The sequence below is a fragment of the Streptomyces spinoverrucosus genome (genome assembly GCF_006539505.1).
Taxonomy (GTDB): Bacteria; Actinomycetota; Actinomycetes; order Streptomycetales; family Streptomycetaceae; genus Streptomyces; species Streptomyces spinoverrucosus.
Genome location: NZ_BJND01000017.1, coordinates 40,905 through 59,416 on the forward strand (window position 1 = coordinate 40,905; position 18,512 = coordinate 59,416).

19 protein-coding genes and 4 pseudogenes are annotated in these 18,512 nt (G+C 68.7%); 9 read left to right on the forward strand and 14 right to left on the reverse strand.

What is annotated here, in order from left to right; all coding sequences use genetic code 11:
• The first annotated feature begins 55 nt into the window (after positions 1–55).
• Both SSP24_RS11875 and SSP24_RS11880 read left to right on the forward strand, forming a co-directional pair.
• Positions 56–1,678, forward strand: a complete 1,623-nt coding sequence (locus SSP24_RS11875; protein ID WP_141309491.1) for a sensor histidine kinase — start codon at positions 56–58, stop codon at positions 1,676–1,678.
• A 70-nt stretch (positions 1,679–1,748) separates the two neighbouring features.
• Positions 1,749–2,408, forward strand: coding sequence for a response regulator (locus tag SSP24_RS11880; RefSeq protein WP_280527079.1), 660 nt, complete (start codon positions 1,749–1,751; stop codon positions 2,406–2,408).
• Here SSP24_RS11880 and SSP24_RS11885 read toward each other — a convergent pair.
• From SSP24_RS11885 to SSP24_RS11905, 5 genes and pseudogenes are all read right to left on the reverse strand, one after another.
• A pseudogene (locus tag SSP24_RS11885) lies at positions 2,387–2,677 on the reverse strand (transposase); the annotation flags it as partial. The gene SSP24_RS11880 and the pseudogene SSP24_RS11885 overlap by 22 nt on opposite strands.
• Before the next feature lie 232 nt (positions 2,678–2,909).
• Entirely contained in the window at positions 2,910–3,155 is a 246-nt protein-coding gene (locus SSP24_RS11890; protein ID WP_141309492.1) for a hypothetical protein, read from the reverse strand.
• Between the two features lie 174 nt (positions 3,156–3,329).
• Positions 3,330–3,599 (reverse strand): hypothetical protein, encoded by a 270-nt coding sequence (locus tag SSP24_RS42805; RefSeq protein ID WP_167529571.1) that lies wholly within the window; start codon positions 3,597–3,599, stop codon positions 3,330–3,332.
• Between the two features lie 10 nt (positions 3,600–3,609).
• Complete coding sequence (locus SSP24_RS11900; protein ID WP_218037079.1) at positions 3,610–5,757, reverse strand: glycoside hydrolase domain-containing protein; 2,148 nt, start codon at positions 5,755–5,757, stop codon at positions 3,610–3,612.
• 59 nt (positions 5,758–5,816) lie between these two features.
• On the reverse strand, positions 5,817–6,248 hold the full coding sequence (locus SSP24_RS11905) for a hypothetical protein (protein ID WP_229864961.1): 432 nt from the start codon (positions 6,246–6,248) through the stop codon (positions 5,817–5,819).
• Positions 6,249–6,624: 376 nt separating this feature from the next.
• Here SSP24_RS11905 and SSP24_RS11910 point away from each other — a divergent pair, with 376 nt between their 5' ends.
• On the forward strand, positions 6,625–7,338 hold the full coding sequence (locus SSP24_RS11910; RefSeq protein WP_141309493.1) for an ArsR family transcriptional regulator: 714 nt from the start codon (positions 6,625–6,627) through the stop codon (positions 7,336–7,338).
• 39 nt (positions 7,339–7,377) lie between these two features.
• Positions 7,378–7,611 carry an ArsR/SmtB family transcription factor gene (locus tag SSP24_RS11915; protein WP_141309494.1) on the forward strand — a complete coding sequence of 78 codons (234 nt, stop codon included), beginning with the start codon at positions 7,378–7,380 and terminating at the stop codon, positions 7,609–7,611.
• A gap of 171 nt (positions 7,612–7,782) precedes the next feature.
• On the opposite strand, the pseudogene SSP24_RS11920 reads toward SSP24_RS11915, so the two are convergent.
• Positions 7,783–8,829 (reverse strand): annotated as a pseudogene (locus tag SSP24_RS11920) (IS1380 family transposase); the annotation flags it as partial.
• Between SSP24_RS11920 and SSP24_RS11925 the strand changes: the two are divergent.
• A pseudogene (locus SSP24_RS11925) lies at positions 8,816–9,154 on the forward strand (transposase); the annotation flags it as partial. The pseudogenes SSP24_RS11920 and SSP24_RS11925 sit on opposite strands and share 14 nt — an antisense overlap.
• A gap of 181 nt (positions 9,155–9,335) precedes the next feature.
• On the opposite strand, the gene SSP24_RS11930 reads toward SSP24_RS11925, so the two are convergent.
• The 6 genes and pseudogenes from SSP24_RS11930 to SSP24_RS11955 all read right to left on the reverse strand — a co-directional run bounded on the left by SSP24_RS11930 (position 9,336) and on the right by SSP24_RS11955 (position 12,924).
• Entirely contained in the window at positions 9,336–10,139 is an 804-nt protein-coding gene (locus SSP24_RS11930) for a phosphotransferase family protein (RefSeq protein WP_229865012.1), read from the reverse strand.
• Between the two features lie 121 nt (positions 10,140–10,260).
• Positions 10,261–10,473 carry a hypothetical protein gene (locus SSP24_RS11935; protein WP_141309495.1) on the reverse strand — a complete coding sequence of 71 codons (213 nt, stop codon included), beginning with the start codon at positions 10,471–10,473 and terminating at the stop codon, positions 10,261–10,263.
• Positions 10,470–11,629: pseudogene (locus SSP24_RS11940) on the reverse strand (radical SAM protein). The gene SSP24_RS11935 and the pseudogene SSP24_RS11940 overlap by 4 nt, the downstream one beginning before the upstream one ends.
• Positions 11,630–11,861: 232 nt before the next feature.
• On the reverse strand, positions 11,862–12,098 hold the full coding sequence (locus tag SSP24_RS11945; protein ID WP_141309496.1) for a DUF7848 domain-containing protein: 237 nt from the start codon (positions 12,096–12,098) through the stop codon (positions 11,862–11,864).
• Positions 12,095–12,475, reverse strand: coding sequence for a hypothetical protein (locus tag SSP24_RS11950; protein ID WP_229864963.1), 381 nt, complete (start codon positions 12,473–12,475; stop codon positions 12,095–12,097). The genes SSP24_RS11945 and SSP24_RS11950 overlap by 4 nt, the downstream gene beginning before the upstream one ends.
• A 32-nt stretch (positions 12,476–12,507) precedes the next feature.
• Positions 12,508–12,924 carry a hypothetical protein gene (locus tag SSP24_RS11955; RefSeq protein WP_229864965.1) on the reverse strand — a complete coding sequence of 139 codons (417 nt, stop codon included), beginning with the start codon at positions 12,922–12,924 and terminating at the stop codon, positions 12,508–12,510.
• Between the two features lie 119 nt (positions 12,925–13,043).
• Between SSP24_RS11955 and SSP24_RS11960 the strand changes: the two genes are divergently transcribed.
• Genes SSP24_RS11960 through SSP24_RS11975 form a run of 4 tightly spaced genes read left to right on the forward strand, consistent with a single transcriptional unit; the run spans position 13,044 to position 16,066 of the window.
• Complete coding sequence (locus SSP24_RS11960; RefSeq protein WP_141309499.1) at positions 13,044–14,087, forward strand: helix-turn-helix domain-containing protein; 1,044 nt, start codon at positions 13,044–13,046, stop codon at positions 14,085–14,087.
• On the forward strand, positions 14,084–14,773 hold the full coding sequence (locus tag SSP24_RS11965) for a YdcF family protein (RefSeq protein WP_141309500.1): 690 nt from the start codon (positions 14,084–14,086) through the stop codon (positions 14,771–14,773). Before SSP24_RS11960 ends, SSP24_RS11965 begins: the two co-directional genes overlap by 4 nt.
• The gene (locus SSP24_RS11970; protein WP_167529572.1) at positions 14,715–15,509 is read left to right on the forward strand and encodes a WbqC family protein; all 795 of its coding nucleotides are present in this window, start codon (positions 14,715–14,717) and stop codon (positions 15,507–15,509) included. The genes SSP24_RS11965 and SSP24_RS11970 overlap by 59 nt, the downstream gene beginning before the upstream one ends.
• Complete coding sequence (locus tag SSP24_RS11975; protein ID WP_141309501.1) at positions 15,506–16,066, forward strand: flavoprotein; 561 nt, start codon at positions 15,506–15,508, stop codon at positions 16,064–16,066. Before SSP24_RS11970 ends, SSP24_RS11975 begins: the two co-directional genes overlap by 4 nt.
• On the opposite strand, the gene SSP24_RS11980 is transcribed toward SSP24_RS11975, so the two are convergent.
• The gene (locus SSP24_RS11980) at positions 16,067–17,740 is read right to left on the reverse strand and encodes a mobilization protein (protein WP_141309502.1); all 1,674 of its coding nucleotides are present in this window, start codon (positions 17,738–17,740) and stop codon (positions 16,067–16,069) included.
• Positions 17,737–18,237, reverse strand: coding sequence for a plasmid mobilization protein (locus tag SSP24_RS44010; protein WP_141309503.1), 501 nt, complete (start codon positions 18,235–18,237; stop codon positions 17,737–17,739). Before SSP24_RS44010 ends, SSP24_RS11980 begins: the two co-directional genes overlap by 4 nt.
• Between the last annotated feature and the right edge of the window lie 275 nt (positions 18,238–18,512).

The window sequence follows — 18,512 nt, forward strand, 5'->3', positions numbered from 1 at the left end:
GACGGTTTCCCAAAGCACCGCCGCCGGGGCCTTCGAGGTGCCTAACCTTGCCGTTGTGAGAGGAGTCGAACGGGGAATCGAGCCGCGGCGCCGCATGGTGACGTCCGTGCTGGGCTGGCTGGCGCTCAACGCGCCGGCGCTCCTGCTGACCTCGGGCTTCCCCAGCGGCGTGAGCCGATGGTGGTGGACGCTCGCGGGGGCCGTGGTGACCGGTGTCGCCGTGCTGCTGCGGCGATCGCGGCCGATGGCGTCGTTGCTCCTCTGCCTCGGCCTGTGGTTGACCGTCGGCACCCTGGAGAACGACATCGGCTCCATGGCCGTCTCCCCGTATGTTCCGGCCGTGTTCGTCATGAGCTTCGCGCTGGGACGGACGCCGACGAAGACGCCCTCCGGCCGGCTGACGCCGGGCCGCACTGTGCTCGTCGGCTCGGCTCTCGCAGCGTTGGCGTTCATGCCCCTGCCCATGTGGTTCGTGCTGGTCACCGTACTCGTCTTCGCGTGCTTGCTGCCGTGGCTGACCGGCCGGTACTGGCAACAACGGCAGGAACTCCAACTCGCGGGCTGGGAGCAGGCCCGGCAGACAGAGCGTCAGCAGCACATCCTGATCGAGCAGGCCCGGCTGCTCGAACGCGCCCGGATCGCACAGGACATGCACGACTCGCTGGGGCACGAACTCAGCCTCATCGCGCTGCGCGCCGGCGCCCTCCAGCTCGCGCCCGGCGTGGACGAGCGCTTCCGCGACGCCGCTGGAGAACTGCGAGCCGACACCGCGAACGCCTTGGAGCATCTGCGCGACATCATCGGCGTCCTGCGTGAGGACGACGCGGAGACACCTCTGGCGCCCGCACATGCCGACATCGGCGAACTGGTCGAGCGGGCGAGGACCTCCGGCGTTCAGGTGCGGCTCGAACGCCCGGACGAGAGGCCGCACCTGCCCGCCATGACGGACAAGGCGCTCTACCGGGTGGTGCAGGAGTCGCTCACCAACGCGATCAAGCACGCTCCGGGAGCCGGCATCACCGTCCGGGTCGCCTACACGGCCGCCGAGGTCAGGGTGACGATCCACAACGAGCCGCCCACCGAACCGCCCGCCGCCGCCCGTCCCAGCGGCCGGCGTGGGCTGATCGGGCTGCGGGAACGGGTACGGCTGGCCGGCGGCCGACTGCGCACGACCGCGCTGCCGGACGGCGGTTACGAGGTGATGGCCCGGCTGCCCCGGGCGCCCGAGTCGGTGGCGGCCGACGAGGAACCGGAGTGGCTTCCCGCCGCCCCGGCCCCGTCGACGGACGTCGGCCTCGCCGACGCGACCGCGCACGTCCGCCGCCGGTTCATCACGGCGGCTTCGCTGCCCCTCGGCCTCTTCGTCTGTCTCGTGGCCGGCATGATCGGCTACTACGCCTACCTGTCGGCGACGACCGCACTCGCACCCCGCCACTTCGACGACCTGCGCGTCGGACAGAGCCAGGACGAGGTCGACGTGTACCTCCCGCACCGGGAGATGATGGACCCGCCGTCCGAGGAGCTGCCCGTTCCCTCCGGCGCGACGTGTCACTACTACCGTTCGAGCCAGGCGCTCTTCGTCCCCGTGGACGTCTACCGCATCTGTTTCGCGGGTGGCCGGCTCGTGGCGAAGGACATCATCACCGTCGAGTCCCGGGCTCCCGTGGACCACGGCTGACGACCGGCGATCGAGAAGCGAGAGTCGGGAAGCGAGAGTCCAGGAGGCGAACACCATCACTCCCATCACTGTGGTCCTGGCCGACGACGAAGCGATGATCCGCGCGGGGATCAAGGCCATCCTGGCGACCGATCCCGAGATCAGCGTCGTCGCCGAGGCGTCCGACGGGCGCGAGGCGATCGCGTTGGCCCAGGACCACCAGCCCGACGTGGTCCTCATGGACATCCGTATGCCGGTCATGGACGGACTCACCGCCACCGCTGAGATCAAACAGCAGGTTCCGAAGACCTCGGTGCTCGTGCTGACCACCTTCTCCGAGGACGCGTACGTGGCCCGTGCACTGGGCGACGGCGCCAGCGGCTTCATCCTCAAGTCCGGTGACCCCCGCGAGCTGCTGACCGGTGTGCACGCCGCGTCGGCCGGCGCGTCGTATCTGTCGGCGAAGGTCGCCCAGCGAATCGTCGCCGAGCTGAACCGACGCTCCGGCACGCGGACGCGCAGCGCCGCGGCCCGGAAGCGGGTGAGCGCGCTCACCGAGCGGGAGCAGCAGGTGCTCGCGCTCGTCGGGGAGGGCCTGTCCAACGCGGAGATCGGCCGGCGCCTCTACGTCGTGGAAGGCACCGTCAAGAGCTATGTGAGCGCCATCTTCACGGCTTTGGGCGTCCGCAACCGGGTGCAGGCCGCGATCGTCGCGTACGAGGCCGGGCTGGTCACGGACGGGGACGAGTGACCGAAGCGACGATCAGAAACACCGACCATTCCCACATCGGCGAGGCAGTCCCCGCCCAGGGCGACCGCGAGGGCGACGTCCAGGAGGACCTTCCCCGGGTCGTGGACGGTCCGGTGCTTGCGCCACGGGGCGAGCGCGGCGGACATCGCCTGGTCAAGGCCGGTCTTGCGGATCGTCTCCACCAGCAGCACGGCCCCTGCCTGGGAGACCACCCTGCGGCCGCCGACCTCGACACGGACATGCGGGTACGACCCGATACGCTTCTTCACCTGGGAAGTGCTTCTTTCCTCGCAGCCAAAAGGACCCTCAGCAAGTCCTATCGTTGCAGGTCAGAGGCACTTCCCGTGTTTTTGATCAAGCCTCGGACAAGCCGCTTCGTGAAAGCGCGAGGCTAGGGGGCCTAGCCCTCCCCTGAGCAGGCACGAAGCCCCAGGCCCCCTCCCGGGGGGAAGGGCCCTGGGGCAGGTGCCGACGCGGTGGCTCTCCCGCCCGGCGTGCTGTTCAGCCGGTCGTGACCGGTCGGAGCCGCCGCGCCTTCACACGGCGTCCGGGCGCCGCCGGGTCGGCCACGGTGCCAGCTGTCTGAGCCCGGAACTCCCGGTGCCTGCTGGTGTCCAGCTTCTCGGCGACCCTGGCCAGGGCCCTATCTTCGGGGCGGACCGCGATGTGGAAGTGCGACGCCTTCGCCGGTTTCAGGTCGCCACCCCAAGCGACCGTGCCCTCGCAGTCGACGAGGATGTCCCTCACGATCGCCTCATGATGCGGCCACAGCCGCTCGCTGCCCGCCAAAGGATAGGCGCTGGGGTGAAGGGCGATGGCGGTGCCGGAGAGGTAGTTCGACTCGAAGGCGGCGCTGACACTACGGCGGGTGGTGTGGGCGGTGATGCCACCGCCCTCTCCCGTGTCGATGTCGGCGATCTCCTAGTGCCAGCGGCGCGCGATGTGCAGGAGGATCACGGCGGCGTCACCCTTGTGCAGGGACACGGACCGGGTGGTCCCTTCAATGTGGTGGACCGCGACGGCGACGGGGTCGATCCGCCAGCCGTTGGAGGAGGACTTGCGGGTCCACTCGGCCGGGCCCGTGGGGTCGTCGGCGGCGTTCGCGGCGGCGGCTGGGAGCACGGTGCCCTGCGCGACGACCAGAACCCCGGCGCCCGCGGCGGCGTTCAGAAGACTGCGTCTGGAGATCATGGGGGATTCCTCACTCACCGGTCACGAGGGCGGACACGCCGGGGTCGCTGCCCAGGCGCCATATGTTGTGGTCAAGTCCCCAGCCCGGCTGGAAGTCGTACTCCTTGATCTGGTTGAACGACCAGTTCTGCGGCAGCGGGAAGCCGAGGTTCCCCGAGAATCCCCAGGACATGCCCGAGACGAACGACCAGGTCGCCCCGCCCTCCCTGGAGATACGGATGCACACGTTCCGGGAGCCGTAGACGCCGAAGGTGTACCGGCTTCCGAAGTCGGCGAGGCCGTCCCGGACGCCCTTGAAGTACGGCAGCACGTGGCTGTCGATCTCCTCGTCCGTGGCGTCGTAGTCGATCGCGAAGTAGATGCAGGTGCGGGGGCCGATGCGATGCTCGACGGCCTTCTGGTGGGCCTTCCCTCCCTGGTCCCGTCCCTTGTCGTAGGTGAAGTTTTCAAGCTGCGTGCCGTTGTACTGGAAGATCGGGAAGAACCGCAGGCCGGCGTTGAGGATCGTCTGCGGCTCACCCGGCTTGAGCGCCTTGCCCAGGTAGTACGGGTCGCCCGGGCTGAGATGCTCGTCGAGGAACCGGCCGACGATCTCGTAGCCGTTCGCCTTGAGCAGCCGGCCGCGCTCCGCGGTGATCTCGGTGATGCCGTCGCAGCCGGCCGCGTCCCGCGAGGTGTCGCCGGACGACACGAGGAGCTGGGCCCACGTCGTGTAGTCATTGTGGCCCGTGACGGGGATCTGAGAGAAACGCTGGAAGTTCTGTACCCACCCCAGATGGGTGCCGGTCTGAGTGTCGATACCGATATCCGCCGCCAGATACTTTGTCGCACCTTGCGGTGTATAGGTGGGTGAGTTGAAGTAGCACGCGGCGCGGAAGAGATAGCGCAGGTCGCCGGTGAGAGTGGTGGAGCCCTTGCCCTTCAGAGCGGCTTGGGTGCCGGGCCCGAAGTACCCGTTGATGGAGCTGAGGGCGATGCCGGTCTCGTACTGGATGGCCATCATCAGACCCTGCTGGACATCGCGCGAGTAGACGCCGTCACAGGGCACGAGGCCCATCGCGGGAATGCCGACGCTTGCGACATAACGGGAGTTGAGCCGCTGCTGGATGCTGCGGATGACATCGTCCCCGCCCTGCACCTTGCGGAACTGGTCCATGCGCATCAGGGCTCTGACGACGTGCGGCCACAAGGCCCGGCGCTGTCCCAGATCGGCGTACGGCAGGCCCACGTCACCGTAGAGCTGGGCGAGGGCGTCCTCAGAGTCTCCTGTCCAGTCACCGAGGTCGGTCGACGCCCAGTAGCCCTTTGCCCACAGCGCGCCGTTGTAGATCCTGATCAGGTTCGCATTGCCGTCCTCGCCCGGGAGCAGCCCGCGGTTCTTGACGGCGTTGAAGGTCCCGGGACCGAAGTTCTGAACGGTGGGCGATATGCCGAGTTCATGCTGGAGTCCCTGCGTGAGCGACAGCACCGTGGGCCATCCGGTGTACCCGGTCTCCGAGCAGACGATGTATCCCGACGCCGTGTCATAGGTCTCATTGACCCATTTCTGCGTCCGGTACACATAGATATCGGCTGGGCCCCGCCACGGTACCGAAGGGTCGATCGTCGATCCCGGCCGCGCGTACATGTGAAGGTTTCCGGGGCAGTCCGTGTCCCACCCGAAGGAATGCGGAAGGATTTTTCCGCCGGCCGGCCGGGTGCTCAGGCTTCGCAGATGCTGGATGAGGTCCCTGATCGAGCGCAGCATGGCCTCGCTGGCCAGATTGCCGGAGCGGATCAATCCCAGGATCGAGTAGAACCCTTCGTTGCGGCCCACTTTCTCGTTGTCGTACTCGATTTGTCCGCCGCCGTTGGCCTCACCGCGCTCGTACCCCCGCCCCATGTAGATGTGGCCGTGCTGGCAGACGAGGAAATTGTAGGCGATGTCGTCGAATTCGCCCGTGGCGTGGTCCCAGTAGACGTCGGCGATTGCATTGCGGCAATCCTCTTCCGTCACCAGGTCGCTGGTGTCCCCTGAACCGAGGTAGTGAATGAACACCCCCATTTTGCCCGACCAGGGATCAGTGTTGTTCGGGATGGGGTCTGCCGAGGCATGTGCTCTCAGGATGAGGGGTACGTACTGCCCCCAGGTGATGCGGTTGTTGATGGTGACGGACATCGTTCCTCATCTCGCGGCGGTTGGTCTGTCCTGCGTTCGCCCGTGCGGAGCCGCAGCCGTCAGCCCCGGCAATTCGGCACGCCGTCAATCCAGTTGGTCTGGTTCTTGATGTAGTAGCTGGCCATCCAGCCGCGCGTGCCGTTCTCGGTCATGACCCACACCCAGTACGGGTTGCCGCCGACGGTCAGGCCGCCCTCCTGCTGGCAGTACACCCACACCACCTTGGGCGCGCTCACCGTCGCCACGATCCGGTCGCAGTAGAACGGCCCCGGGTACAGCTGGCAAAACTCGCCGCCGTCACGGACATTGACGCCCGTGGCCCAAACGCCGTAGTGGTCGATGCCGTGCCCGTCCGCCTGTGCGGTGCCCGGCGCGGCAAGCAGGGCCGCGGCCGTCAGGACCGCGGTACCGGCGACGGTGGCAAGTCTCCTGAGGAGAGCGGTTGTCCGGCCGCGGGCGGACGTGGGCAGGACGGAGCCCGGCTTCAACATGGTGATTCCCTTCAGTGACGAGCAATGCGGGAGGCCCGCCTGCTGGACGCCGCACACGCTTCGGCGCCGCTGCGGGGCCTTGGAACGCACATGCGGCGGCTCGCCCCTGACGGATGTCAGGGTTGAGCGGGCGACTCCCGGGGCCACGATGGTGAGCCCCGGGGGTACCCCCGGTGCGCGCGTCGAAGAGGACGCGGCACACACGTGCACCTCATGTGGTCGCCCTCAGGGTGTCCCGAGTCCCGGCCGCCCGGCAACCACTTTCGGTCTCGTCCGAAATAGATGGCGCGGCAGGACCTCGTTGCGTCTGTCACCGCCGTGAGCCGCACGAGCGAGTGTGGGCGATGACAGCCGGTCACAACAGGGGGTTCCGCCTGTGCTGCACATCCACTTCTCCGCGGAGGATCTGAGTCGTGTCCGGCTCGCCGCGGAGCCCGATCCTGCCTGGGAGCTGCTGCTGAGCCTTCACGCCCTCAGCGGCTCACCGGACCACATCGTCTTCGGTCGCTGGCGGGCCGAGGCGCTGGCGGCGCTCGATCTCTCGACCCGCCCGCTGCTCCAACTCGCCCCGCCGCATGGATATTCGCCCGACTTCCTCACCCCATCCACAGCGGCCGGAGCAACGGACGTGGAGTCCGTCGTGGAGGCCGTGATGAGCACCGGTCGCACCCGACTGCGCCGCGAACTCAAGTTGCTGGCTGCCCAGGGCGCCACGTCGCCGTGGATGCGCGGGCTGGCCGAGGGCGACGCGGAGACCATGCGCCAGCTCGGCGCCGCGCTGAACCGCTACCACCAGCGGGTTCTGTCCCGGACCTGGCACCGCATCCGTGCGGTGATCGATGCCGAACAGGCCTTACGCGTACGCGACCTCATCGGCGGCGGCGCCGAGCGGCTGCTGAGCAACATCCATCCCATGGTCCGCTGGGAGCCCCCGGTACTGAAGGTGGAGTACCCGGTACGCCAGGACGTGCATCTGAACGGGCGCGGCCTGCTGCTGATCCCTTCGTATTTCTGCTGGCGTATGCCGATCAGACTGCGGGACGGGGGGCTGCACCCCGTGCTGGTCTACCCCGCGAACCGCGGCCTCTAGAGCCTCGCCGAGGATCCCGCCGAGCCGAAGCGGGCTGCCGTGGCCCGCCTGCTGGGCCGTACGCGCGCCGCCGTCCTGGAGGAGATCGCGGCGTCCGACGGCACGACGGGCGGAGACATCGTACGGCGGCTGGGCATGTCCGCCGCGTCGGCGAGCGAGCACACCACCGTCCTGCGCAAGGCCGGGCTAGTCGTGAGCCGGCGCGAGGCCAACATGGTGTGGCACACGCTAACCCCGATCGGCCGGGCCCTCGTTGTGGGGCACGGCCACTAACCTCGATCGTTCATGAGTCGTCGGCAGCTTGCTGACGGGGACTCTGTGTTTGTGTGGTGTGGTCTTTTCGGGGTCGGCGCAGGCTGAGAGCCCGGCTTTCGCGTCGGGTGGGCGCCGGCTTCCACTTCACCGGTGCTGTAGTGCAGGTTGTCGGGACGGTGAAGTGTCTGGTCAGCCGGGGTTTGGCAGGGCGTGGAGCCTGACGATCGAGTGGCTGATGACGGCGGTCCACGGCCATCGTGAGGGCAGGCGGAGCCAGCGGCGGCGGCCGGTGGTGACCAGCTGGGCGGCGGCGGAGAACAGCCGCAGGCGGAGCTTCTGGGGTTCCCAGCGTCGGGCCTCGCCGGTCAGAGCGAGCATCGGCATCCAGGCGAGGAGGTCGAGCGCGAGCGAGACGATCTCCAGCCAGATCCGGTTCTGTGCCATGTCATGCAGGGGCAGGTTGCGCAGGCCGGTGGCGCGGGCGCCGCGGATGCGGTCTTCGCAGCGGGCCCGTCTGCGGTGACGCAGTTCCAGGCTGGCGAGCTGGCCGCCCTTGGTGTTGGTCGCGAAGCAGGTGAGCCGGTTGCCGTTGATGTCGGTGAAGCGCAACTGGGCGCCGGGGTACGGGCGTTCCCTGCGCACGATCAGCCGCATGCCCTTGGGCCAGGTACTCAGGTCGGGCATGTCGGTGATCTCCGCGACCCAGGCGCCGGGCCGCTCGGTGCCGCCAGCGTCATAGGCCGGCGTCCACGCCTTCTTGGGGATCTTCAGCACGGCCTGGTGGATGGCGTCGGTGATGGTCATTCCGACGGAATACGACAGCCATCGCCCGCGCCGGGAGAGCCAGTCGAGGAAGGCATGTGTGCCGCCGGCGGAGTCGGTGCGGATCAGTGTCTGCCGTCCCCGCCGCAGGTGTTTGGGCAGTTGAGCCAGGGCAAGTTGGGTAGTTTCGATGTGGTCGGCAGCGGTGTTGGAGCCCGCGTTGCCGGGCCGCAGGAGGGCGGCCACTGGTTCCCCGGACCCGTTCTGGCTGTGGTCGACGAACGCGACGAGCAGATGATGGCCGAAGGTCTTCTTCCAGGTCGGAGTGGCGTCCTGCTTCTCGGAGTGCGCGAGCACCAGCACCCCGTCGATGTCCACGATCACCTGGCCGTCGGCGGCCGGACTGCTTGCCCCGGCCAGCTCCCAGACCCGCTCGCGCACTTGGGAACGTGCGCCCTGGATTGCCGCAAGAGCTAGTAGCGGGTCCTACCCGCGTGTCCGTGTCGAGAGTGGCGGGCGCGGGGTGGTCGCCCAGGCTGGGGCAGTGCTGCTGGTTGAGACGGTCCGCAAGTCCGGCCTGGACAGCGCGATATCGGCGGCACTGGCGCCGTGGCGCAAGCGGCGTGCCGTGCACGATCCGGGCAAGATCCTTCTGGATGTGGCCCTGGCCGTCGCACTCGGCGGCGACTGTCTGGCCGACGTCGCCATGCTGCGGGCCGAGCCGACTGTGTTCGGCCCGGTGGCCTCCGATCCGACGGTCTCCCGTCTCGTCGACGCGCTCGCCGCCTCCGGTCCGAAGTCTTCACCTGGGAAGTGCCTCTTCCGCTACCACGTACAGGACCCTCAGCAAGTCCTATCGTTGCAGCTCGGAGGCACTTTCTGTTTTCTCGATCACCTGCCGGACGGCACCCCTCGTGAAAGCCCGAGGTTATTTTCTCGCGCTACGGCCAGCTGGTTGCCGACCCGGGATCGAGAAGGCCCTACAGCCCCTTGCCGAGGATGTGCCCGAACATCGCAGCCTGTTTCGCCATCCCCCGCTTCCACGGTGTTCCGTCTCCCGCGGCGATCTCCCGCCACAGTGCCGCTGTGGCCGCGCCGAACGCTGCGAGTACTTCCGGCTCGGCGTCCCGCCACGACGGGAAACGGCCTGCGAAGGCGACCGCTGACTCCCCCGGGTGGCCGGCATCCATGAGACGCAACGCCAAGGCGCCCGGGTCGATCCAGGCCGCGCCCCGTGTCGGCCACGCCCAGTCGACGAGCCGGGCCCGCTCGTCGACGATCAGGACGTTGTCCGAGGCGAAGTCTGTGTGCAGCAGCGAGTTGCCGCTGAAGTGCTGCAACGCGCCCGGCGGGGCGTAGCCCGCCCACCGGTCCACAGCGTCCTTGAGCTCGATGTCGGCCGGGGCCGTGATTCCTTGCAACTCGGTGAGCGCGGCTTCCACGAGTGGCAGGTCCGGCGAGCCGGGCGTGTAGTCGGCATGGCGGCCGTCAACCACCTCGTAGCCGAGAAGACTCCAGCCGTCGAGCTCCAAGTGCCAGTAAAGGCGCGGGCAGGACGCCGGCAGGTACGGGGCGACGGCCGCCTCACGGCGCTGGGCAGCGACCTGGGGATGGTCGGCCGGAATGCCCTTCACGAAGACGCTGCCGCTCTCCGTCTCCAGGACGGAGGCGATGCCGGAGTTCATGCCGCCCTGTGCGGTCAGCGACCGGTGCACGGCACCGAGCTTGTCGGCGACGGCTCGGCGGACGTCGGCGGGGAGCCTCTCGAAGGGGATGCGGGACATGGACACGCGCGGTTCCTCCGGGGTGCTCGGGTACGGGGAGTGCCGCCCCGGCCAGGGTACGGCCGGGGCGGCACTGAGGGGGTGGAACGAGCGGGCGGCACGGGCTCCACCCGTGGTGGATCTAGTACGGCTGGTCGTCACCGGCCGAGCAGCTGCACTCGGCGCCCTCGGCAGCCTCGTCCAGGTCGGCGATGATCTGGAACTCGCTGTCCTTGATCGACGCGGCGGTCAGCGGCACCGGCAGGGCGCTGATCGGGTTGTCCGCCGGACGTCGGCCGATGGTGAGCATGACCGGCTCGAGCGGCGGGGTAAGGATTGCGGTGGGCGGAGTCATGATCCGTAACCTCCATGTTGGCAGTAGAGCTCTCGTCGGTCCCCTGCCTCCTGGTAGAGCCTGGCCAGTGGTCGGCACGTGCGGCACGTGCCGACCTTCGTGCAGCCGGAGCATCCACCGGTGCGGAGTTGTAGGGACTCGGCGATCGCGCCGAGTCGGGGGAGGGCTTCGACGCCCTCGGTGATGAGGTTCACGCTCGGGTCGCGTCCGACCTTGCAGATCGACGCGATGCCGTGCGGGTCTACGTGAAAGAACGTGTGGCCCGCGTTGCAGCCAGTGAAGACGCTGCGGGCCTTGAGCGGCTCTCCGCCTGCGTCGCCAGTGGGTTCGCCTCGCCGTCGATCGTCGGCGACATGTTCGTGAAGACCTGGTGCGGGAAGCCGTACGACTCAGCGAGGCGCACCATCGCGTCGACCTCGTGCGCGTTGTCATCCGAGACGATCACGTTCAGTCGGACCGGCAGCCTGTCCTTGCGGGCGGCGTCCAGGCCCTTCACGAACCGGCCGAATGCCCCGTGGTTCCGCGTGACCTTGTCGTACGTGGCGGCGGTCGCGCCGTAGACGCTCAGGGTCAGTCGGTACGGCCGGCGGCGTGCGAACAGATCCCGGATCGGCTGCTTCCGCAGCGAGGAGCCGTTCGACGAGACCTGAACCATCATCCCGAGGTGGTGGGCGTACTCGTAGGTCGCGCCGAACTCGCGGTCGATCAGCGCCTCGCCGCCGGTGATCTGCAACCACAGGACCCCGGCGTCCCGGAGCGTCCGGAGCAGCGTCTGCTTGCCCGCCCAGTCCAGGCCCTCGAACCGCTTCTCGCCGAGGTAGCAGAACTCGCAGTCGTAGTCACAGCCGAGGTTGATCTCCCAGGACGCCTTGCCGTACCCGTACCGGGACCGCTCGCGGACGAGGACGACGTCGCTGACTGGCGACGAGGGCAGTTCGGTCCCCCACGCCTCCCTCGCCGCGTCGGCCAGCCAGTCTGGGACAGATCGTCCTTCCGCCTCCGCATCCCGCAGTTCCTCGTAGCGGACCTCCGGGATGCGCACGCCGGCCGCCAGGCCGGGCTGGACAAGGAGGTACTGGGCGAGAAACGGGCTGGCCACGAGCCGCGGAGCTGTTTTGGTCCCCAGCCTCTCGGCGCTGGTGTTTGTCTCGGTCATGGAACCTCCACGGGTTGCATACGAGCGGTCGGTCGGGCCTGGTAGTGGGCGGCGATCAGGTTGGTCGCCTGCTCAGCCGGTGGATCCCCTCGCCAAGTGCGGGTCAGAGGTGTGATCCGTGCGTGTCGAGGCGGTCACGCCGATCGCGGAGCCGTACGAGGCGGAACGAGCACGATTAGCAGTGGTCCGGCGTAGCGGGCAGCCTGCGTGACCTGGGCGGCGAGACGGCCGTTTACGGCTTCCACCAGGCCCTCCACGGGCGGGTGATGATCTCCCGGTACGTATGGTGCGAGGGATTGCGGCCACCGTGCGTAAACACCCAGCTCTGCGGGTCGGCGAAGTCGGTGCCGGGAGGCGAGATCTCGCCACAGACCGCGCACTGCATCGCGTACGTGGCGGGCTCTGCGTCGGGTTCCCGGTCGGGCTGGAGGGTCCACTCCTGGTGGCGCATGATCGTGCGGCTGGTCATCGAACCGCCTCCAGAGTTGTGGCGACGTAGGGGTGCTGGAGAGCAGCGCGGAGAGCCTCCGTGTCGGTGAGGGTGTCGTCGTCAGGCAGCTCGCACCACCCGCCGAACCAGTCGTCGAGCAGCTCCAGGCCGGGTGCGACGAGCCAGGAGTTGGTGGAGAGGTGCCGTACCGGCAGATCGTCCCAGCTGGTTGCGGTGCCGGTCGGGACGGCGTAGTAGAGACGCCCGTTGGGCCTGTCGTAGAGCACGGGGCCGACGGAAGTACCGATGCAGCGCAGGTAGGCCAGGGCTAGGAGGCCGATCTCGGCGGAGGTGCGCACGACGTCCCAGCCGTCGCCGACCTTCAGCAGCCGCAGCCCCGGCACGTCGTTCACCATGGGAGCTCTTCGCAACGCATCGCGCACGGACATCACGCATCCCCCTGCTGCCAGAAGCTGTGGCTCGCGCCGAGCGAAGAAGTGGATTCCGCGGTCGGCGTGAAGTGGCGGACCACGATCAGACGAGCGCCTGCTTTTGTTATCTGCCGCTTGCGCTCGGTGCCGAGGCCCTTCGGGCCGAGGTGGCTGAGAGCCGGAACCACGGCACCGTAGGCATCGGGGAGTTCGAGCGCGTCGAGCAGACCGACGAAGGCCGGGGACCGGATGATCACCGTGGAGTCGCGTTCGGTGAAGACACCGCACAGGGCCAGTTCGTGCCGTTCGCAGTACTCGGTGAGGCAGTCGACGAGCGCCGCGTGGCGGGGCAGCCGCCCGGTGACGTGGCGTAGGTAGCCGAAGACCTGGGGGAAGGCGACGGGGCGGCGTTCTGTGATGAGGTCGTCGTCCATGCCCATAGCGTCGGCCGTCGTGAACGGCCTTGAAATGACCTGCTGTTGTACTTCCGTTGCACTTCCCACCCCACGTCGTCACCGACAGTGCCTCCATACGTGACGGAGGGAGGTCATCCGTGGTCAGCGTGCAGCAATGGACAGGTCGGGAGGCGAGCGCCCTGCGCGCCGCGTTGCGTATGAGCACGCGCGCTTTCGCCGAGCACCTCGGTGTCGCGCTGCGCACGGTTGCGAAGTGGGAGAGCCTCGGCGCGGAGACACGGCCCCGACCGGACACCCAGGCCATCCTCGGCACCGCACTCGCACGGGCGGATTCCGCCGCCCAAGCCCGCTTCGAGGCAATGCTGTTCCCTGAGCGGAAGAGCGCGCGGCCGGCGGACTACGAGACCTGGACCGAGGACATCGAGCGCGCTGTTGTCTGCATCAGCCGTCAGGACTTCCCGTTCGCCTCAACCCTGTTGAACCGCTGGTTGGGCAGCCGTGCACCCCAGCAGCTGGACGACAAGGGGCTCTATTTGTACGGCCGTTCTCTCGTGCTCCTGGGCGACCTCCAGCGCGATCAGGGCGCGATCCTCGGCCCACTCTCCGCCCGCCACTCCTACCTGACTGCCCGCGGCATGTTCACCGAGCTCGACATCCCACGCCGGGTGGCTCAGATCGAGCTGTCCCTGGCCGTCGTTCAGGAAATGTCGGGCGAGTTGGAATCCTCCGCTCGCCACTACGAACTCCTCGCGGGGGACCAGCGCCTGAGCCCGCGTGACCGTGCCAGGGCGGGGCTGTGGGTGGGTACGGCGCTGAGCAAGGAGGGCGACAACGAGTACGCCACCAACGCGATGACGGCCGCCACTCGTGCCTTCGAGGACCTGGGCGAGCCGGAGGACTGGTCGGTCGCCCACCAGAAGCTGGCCCTGGCCCGTCGCGGTGCCGGCGACCTGAAGCAGGCACTGCACTACATCGACATCGCGCGCACCACCGGCACGGTCGACTCCCCGATGCAGCGGGTGAGGCTGGACACCGCGTACGGGCACATCCTTCTGTCGGATGCGGCGACCCGGAATGATGGGCTGTCCGTCCTCGATCAGGCGGCACAGGTGGCCCGGCAGTACGGGCTGAGCCACCAGCTGCGCAGTATTGAGGGCATCCGAAAGGGCCAGCAAGGATGAGCCAGGGAGTGCCAGTGCCGGAGCACCAGCAGCGCCAGATCACCGACGAGCAGTTCCACGACGCGACGCTGATCTGGAATTACCACCAGATGGGCCACGAGCTGCGGCCCTGCTCGGCGGCGATCGGCCTGGGCAGCCACGACCTCGGGGTCGCGACTACTGCGGTCGACCTTTATCGCGCTGGCCTTTTCCCGGTCGTGGTCTTCAGCGGCGGCAACAGCCCCACCACCCGCGCTCGCTTCCCGCGCGGCGAGGCCGTCCACTACCGCGAGCACGCGCTGAGCCTGGGGGTGCCGGACGAGGCGATCATCGTGGAGTCGAAGGCCGCAAACACCGGCCAGAACATCACCTTCTCCCGCGAACTGCTGGCCGAGGCCGGGGTGGAAATGCAGTCGCTGCTGCTGATCTCCAAGCCGTACATGGAGCGCCGCTCGTATGCGACTTGCCGCAAGCTGTGGCCCGAGGCTGAGGTCGTGTGCGCCTCCGAGCCGCTGGAGTTGGACGACTACATCAAGTCCATCGGCGACGAGAAGCTCGTCGTCGACATGCTCGTCGGTGACCTGCAACGGGTGATCGAGTACCCGAAGCTCGGCTTCGCCGTCGAGCAGGACGTACCGGGGGATGTGTATGACGCTTACGAGCGCCTCCTGGGCGCCGGCTTCGACAGCCGCCTCATCAGCACCTGAGCCGCCCAGCGCCGATGCGTCGGACGGGCTGTGCGCGATCCACCAACCGAACCTGTTTCCCCGGCTGTCCACTCTGGCGAAGCTGTTCTCCGCCGACCTGTGGATCGTCCTGGACGACGTGCAGTTCGCCCGGCGCGACTACCAGCACCGCGCCCGTCTCGCCGCCCTGGACGATCCATCCCGACAGCAGTGGCTCACGCTCCCGACGCACCTTCCCCACGGGCGCCCGACGCTGATTAGCCAGGCACGGCTCGTTGATCCGCGTCGCTCGCGCCGGACGGTCCAGCTTCTCGTCCGCCAGTACTACGGCCGCAGCCCCTACTGGGGTGCTGTGTCCGAGGTACTGGACGCGCTCGACGAGTCGGGCCGTGTGGCCGACCTGGCGAGGACATCGACGATCGCCCTGCTCAGCGCTCTCGGCTGGTCGGGGAAGGTGCGGGACAGCAGTGAGATCCCGACCCGGCAAGGCCGCTCCGAGCGCCTCGCCGACCTTGCGGCAGCCACCGGCAGTACTCACTATCTGTGCGGCACCGGTGGTCTGCGTTACCTCGACGCTGGTCCTTTCGACGCCCACGGCATTCCCGTGCTGCCCTTCCACACCCCCGTGGGTAACCCGCTCTGGCGGTGGGCACGTCGATCCAGCAGCCTGTGGGCCCTGAGCAGGTTCGGGCCCGATGCGCTGGCCGATCAGCTGGCCGCCCAACGAGAAGCTCACCATCCTGGAGCCCACGCGTGACCGAGCCCACCACCAAGGAACCGCCCAAGAAGCCCTTCCTGTACGTCGTCGTCTGCGCGTGTGGCATCGCTGGTGACGTCGGTAAGCTGATCACCGCCACGCAGGAACGGAACTGGGACGTCGGAGTCGTCGCCACCCCGCAGGGCCTCGGCTTCCTTGACACCGAGGCGATCGAAGCCCAGACCGGCTACCCGATCCGCTCCGCTTGGCGTGCGCCCGGCGAGGCCCGGCCGCTGCCACCCGCGGACGCGATCGCGGTTGCGCCGGCCACCTTCAACACGGTCAACAAGTGGGCCGCGGGCATCTCCGACACCCTCGCTCTGGGCATCCTGTGCGAGGCATATGGGATGGGCATCCCGACCGCTGTTCTGCCGTACCTGAACTCGGCCCAGGCCGCCCATCCCGCATACCGCCGGAGCTTTGAACACCTGCGTCAGATGGACGTACTGATCGGCTCGTACGAACCTCACCGGCCCAAGGTCGGCGGTGGCGCGGATCGATACCGATGGGAGGAGGCGTTGGAACTTCTCGCCCCTGTGGTGTGCGTGGCGACGTGATCAGCGCTGTTGTCCCCTGGCCTCCGGAGCGGGTGGAGGCGGGGTTGGGCGTTGCGCGGCGTGTCGGGCGTTGGCTGCCTGGGCCTGGGGGCCAGGTGCGTGACGCTCGCCAAGTCGACGGATCCGCCAGGTCAAGGCGCGAGCGGGACTGCGGGCGTCGTCCAGCGTGCGTTGGCTGAGCGCCTGGTCGAGGAGCGTGGACACGTTGTGGCCTGCGGACTCTGCCTCGGCGAGCACGGTGGCCAGACCATCCCAGGCTCGGTCGTTGAGGATGCGTTCGGCGTGCTCGGGGACCGCCTGCTGCAGGTGGTAGGCGTAGCGGCGCTTGATCTGAGTCCCCGGCGCTCGGGCGGCAAAGCGGGCCAGGACCGGTTCGGTGATCTGCACGTGAGCCGCCTGCAGGTGGACCAGCGCCTCTTCGGCCGCGGCCTCCTGCTGGGCGTGCTGCCGGGTGCGATGCCAGTGCACGGCGTAGGCAACCGCGGTGAGCGCTACGTCGATCAGCATCGCCAGGCCGGCACCGTCGCCGTGTCGCGCGGCGTCGTTCCAGATCATCTGGACACTGCGCCGCAGGACTCGGGCGCTGGAGTGGTCGGCGGCGATGCGGGAGTGAGTATCCCGCTCGAACGCCACGGCGGCCCGTTCCAGCTCGACCCGTGCTGCTACCTGGGCCGTGACGGGCAGCAGGTCGAGTACTCCGCCGAGCGCGGCCAGCTGGCCCTGAGCCACACCGTCGTCGCTGCGGGTGAGGTGGTGGGGGATGCGTTCGGTGGAGGCGGTGGCCTGGTGCCAGGGGTTGCCCGGCTGGACGGTGACCGGCTCGGGAGCGGCCGTCGGCAGGCGCTTGCGGACCTGGGGCAGGGACAAGTCGCCGGAGAGGGTGGAGCCCGCGTACCAGATGGGTTCGCCTTGCTTGTTGACGTCACCGGGCAGGCTGACGCTGTAGCCGGTCACGTCCCCGGACGGTTCGGTCTTGGGCCGCACCGCCACACCCGATGCCTCCAGCAGAGCAAAGAACTCGGTCTCCGTGGAGGCGGCGGCCATCGCGCGACGGACACGTCGGCGCAGGATCTCGCGTGAGGGGGCGTCCTGGCCCAGGCGTTTGGCCTTGAAGTGCTCCTTGCTGGTGGGGCGTTTGGCGGCGGTGCCGTCACCGGGCTTCAACCGCCTCAGCCCGTAGTCGACTTCGATCTGGCGAGCCTCACGTTGGACGGCTCGGATGTCGAAGTCCCGTCTGGGGCGGCGGCCGTCCTGGCGTACGAGGGTGGCGGCGATGTGGATGTGGTCGTCAGCGTGCCGTACGGCCACCCAGCGGCAGGCTTCCGTGTCCCCGGCGGGGGCAACGCCGGCGGCGGCCACGATCCGGCGGGCGATCTCCGCCAACTGGGCGTCGGACAGGATGGGATCCTCGGGAGCGGCGCGGACCGGGCAGTGCCAGACCGTCGTCTTCGGGGCCTGGCGGCCGAGCATGGCCACCGGCTGGTCGAGCTGCGTGTAGAGCTGCTTCTGCACCTCCTTCGGGTCGCGGTGCGGGCTGCGGCCGGGATCGGGGGCGAAGTCGTTCCAGGACGCGACCAGGTGGGGGTCGACGTGCTCGTTGGCGTCGCCCTCGCCGAAGAGGTAGGCGATCAGACGGCGGGTACTGCCCCTGCCGGTGATGATCTTCGGTATCACCGGCCCTGCCTTCCCTCGGTGACCTGGGCGACGGCGGTGTCCACGTCGGCGAGCGACGCTTCGACGCGGGCCAGGAGCCGGTGGACGACGTCCGGCTCGGGCCAGGCGCCGTCCTTGTGGAGGTGCCAGGTGAGCTGGTTGAGGTTGTTGCCGAGGCCGCCGAGCTGCCGGTTGGCGGCCATCAGCGCCTTCACCATGGCGCGGTAGTCGGCGATCGCAGCTGTGGGGTCCTGGGCGCGGGCCGCGGCGAGCGACGCTTCGGCAACGTAGCCGCCGATCTGCATACGGCTGAGCGCGGCGGCGTGGGCGAGGTCGGTGAACTCGCTGTCGCTGTAACGGGGGTGGACGCGACGCTCACGCAGGCGCGGCTGACGCAGACGGCGCTGCGGCGTCGGCGTCTGCGCGGCGGTTGGCGAAGGTCTGGTGGCTCCCGTTTCGGTCGGCTTCCCCAGGCCAGCCGATCCCGCTGCCCCCTCGGCGCCGGGTGCCTCCGCCACCCCAGGGGCGGAGGTCGGGGAAGGACTCCTTACCCGACAACTTGCTGCGCTGTCTGGGGCTGAGGTGGTGTGCATCTGCTGTTGAGCTGTGGGGAGTTCGTGGTGCTGTTCGTGCATGGTGGTGCTCGGGTGGTGAGGGGGCGGGAGGCGTGTCACGTGCGTCGCATCCGTCCCATGCCTGGTCAGGACAGGTACGGACGCTCGGGCAGGTACGGAGAAGTCGGTCCCGGTGATGACATCCGTCCCCGCGCTGACCTGCGCGGGGACGGATGCGA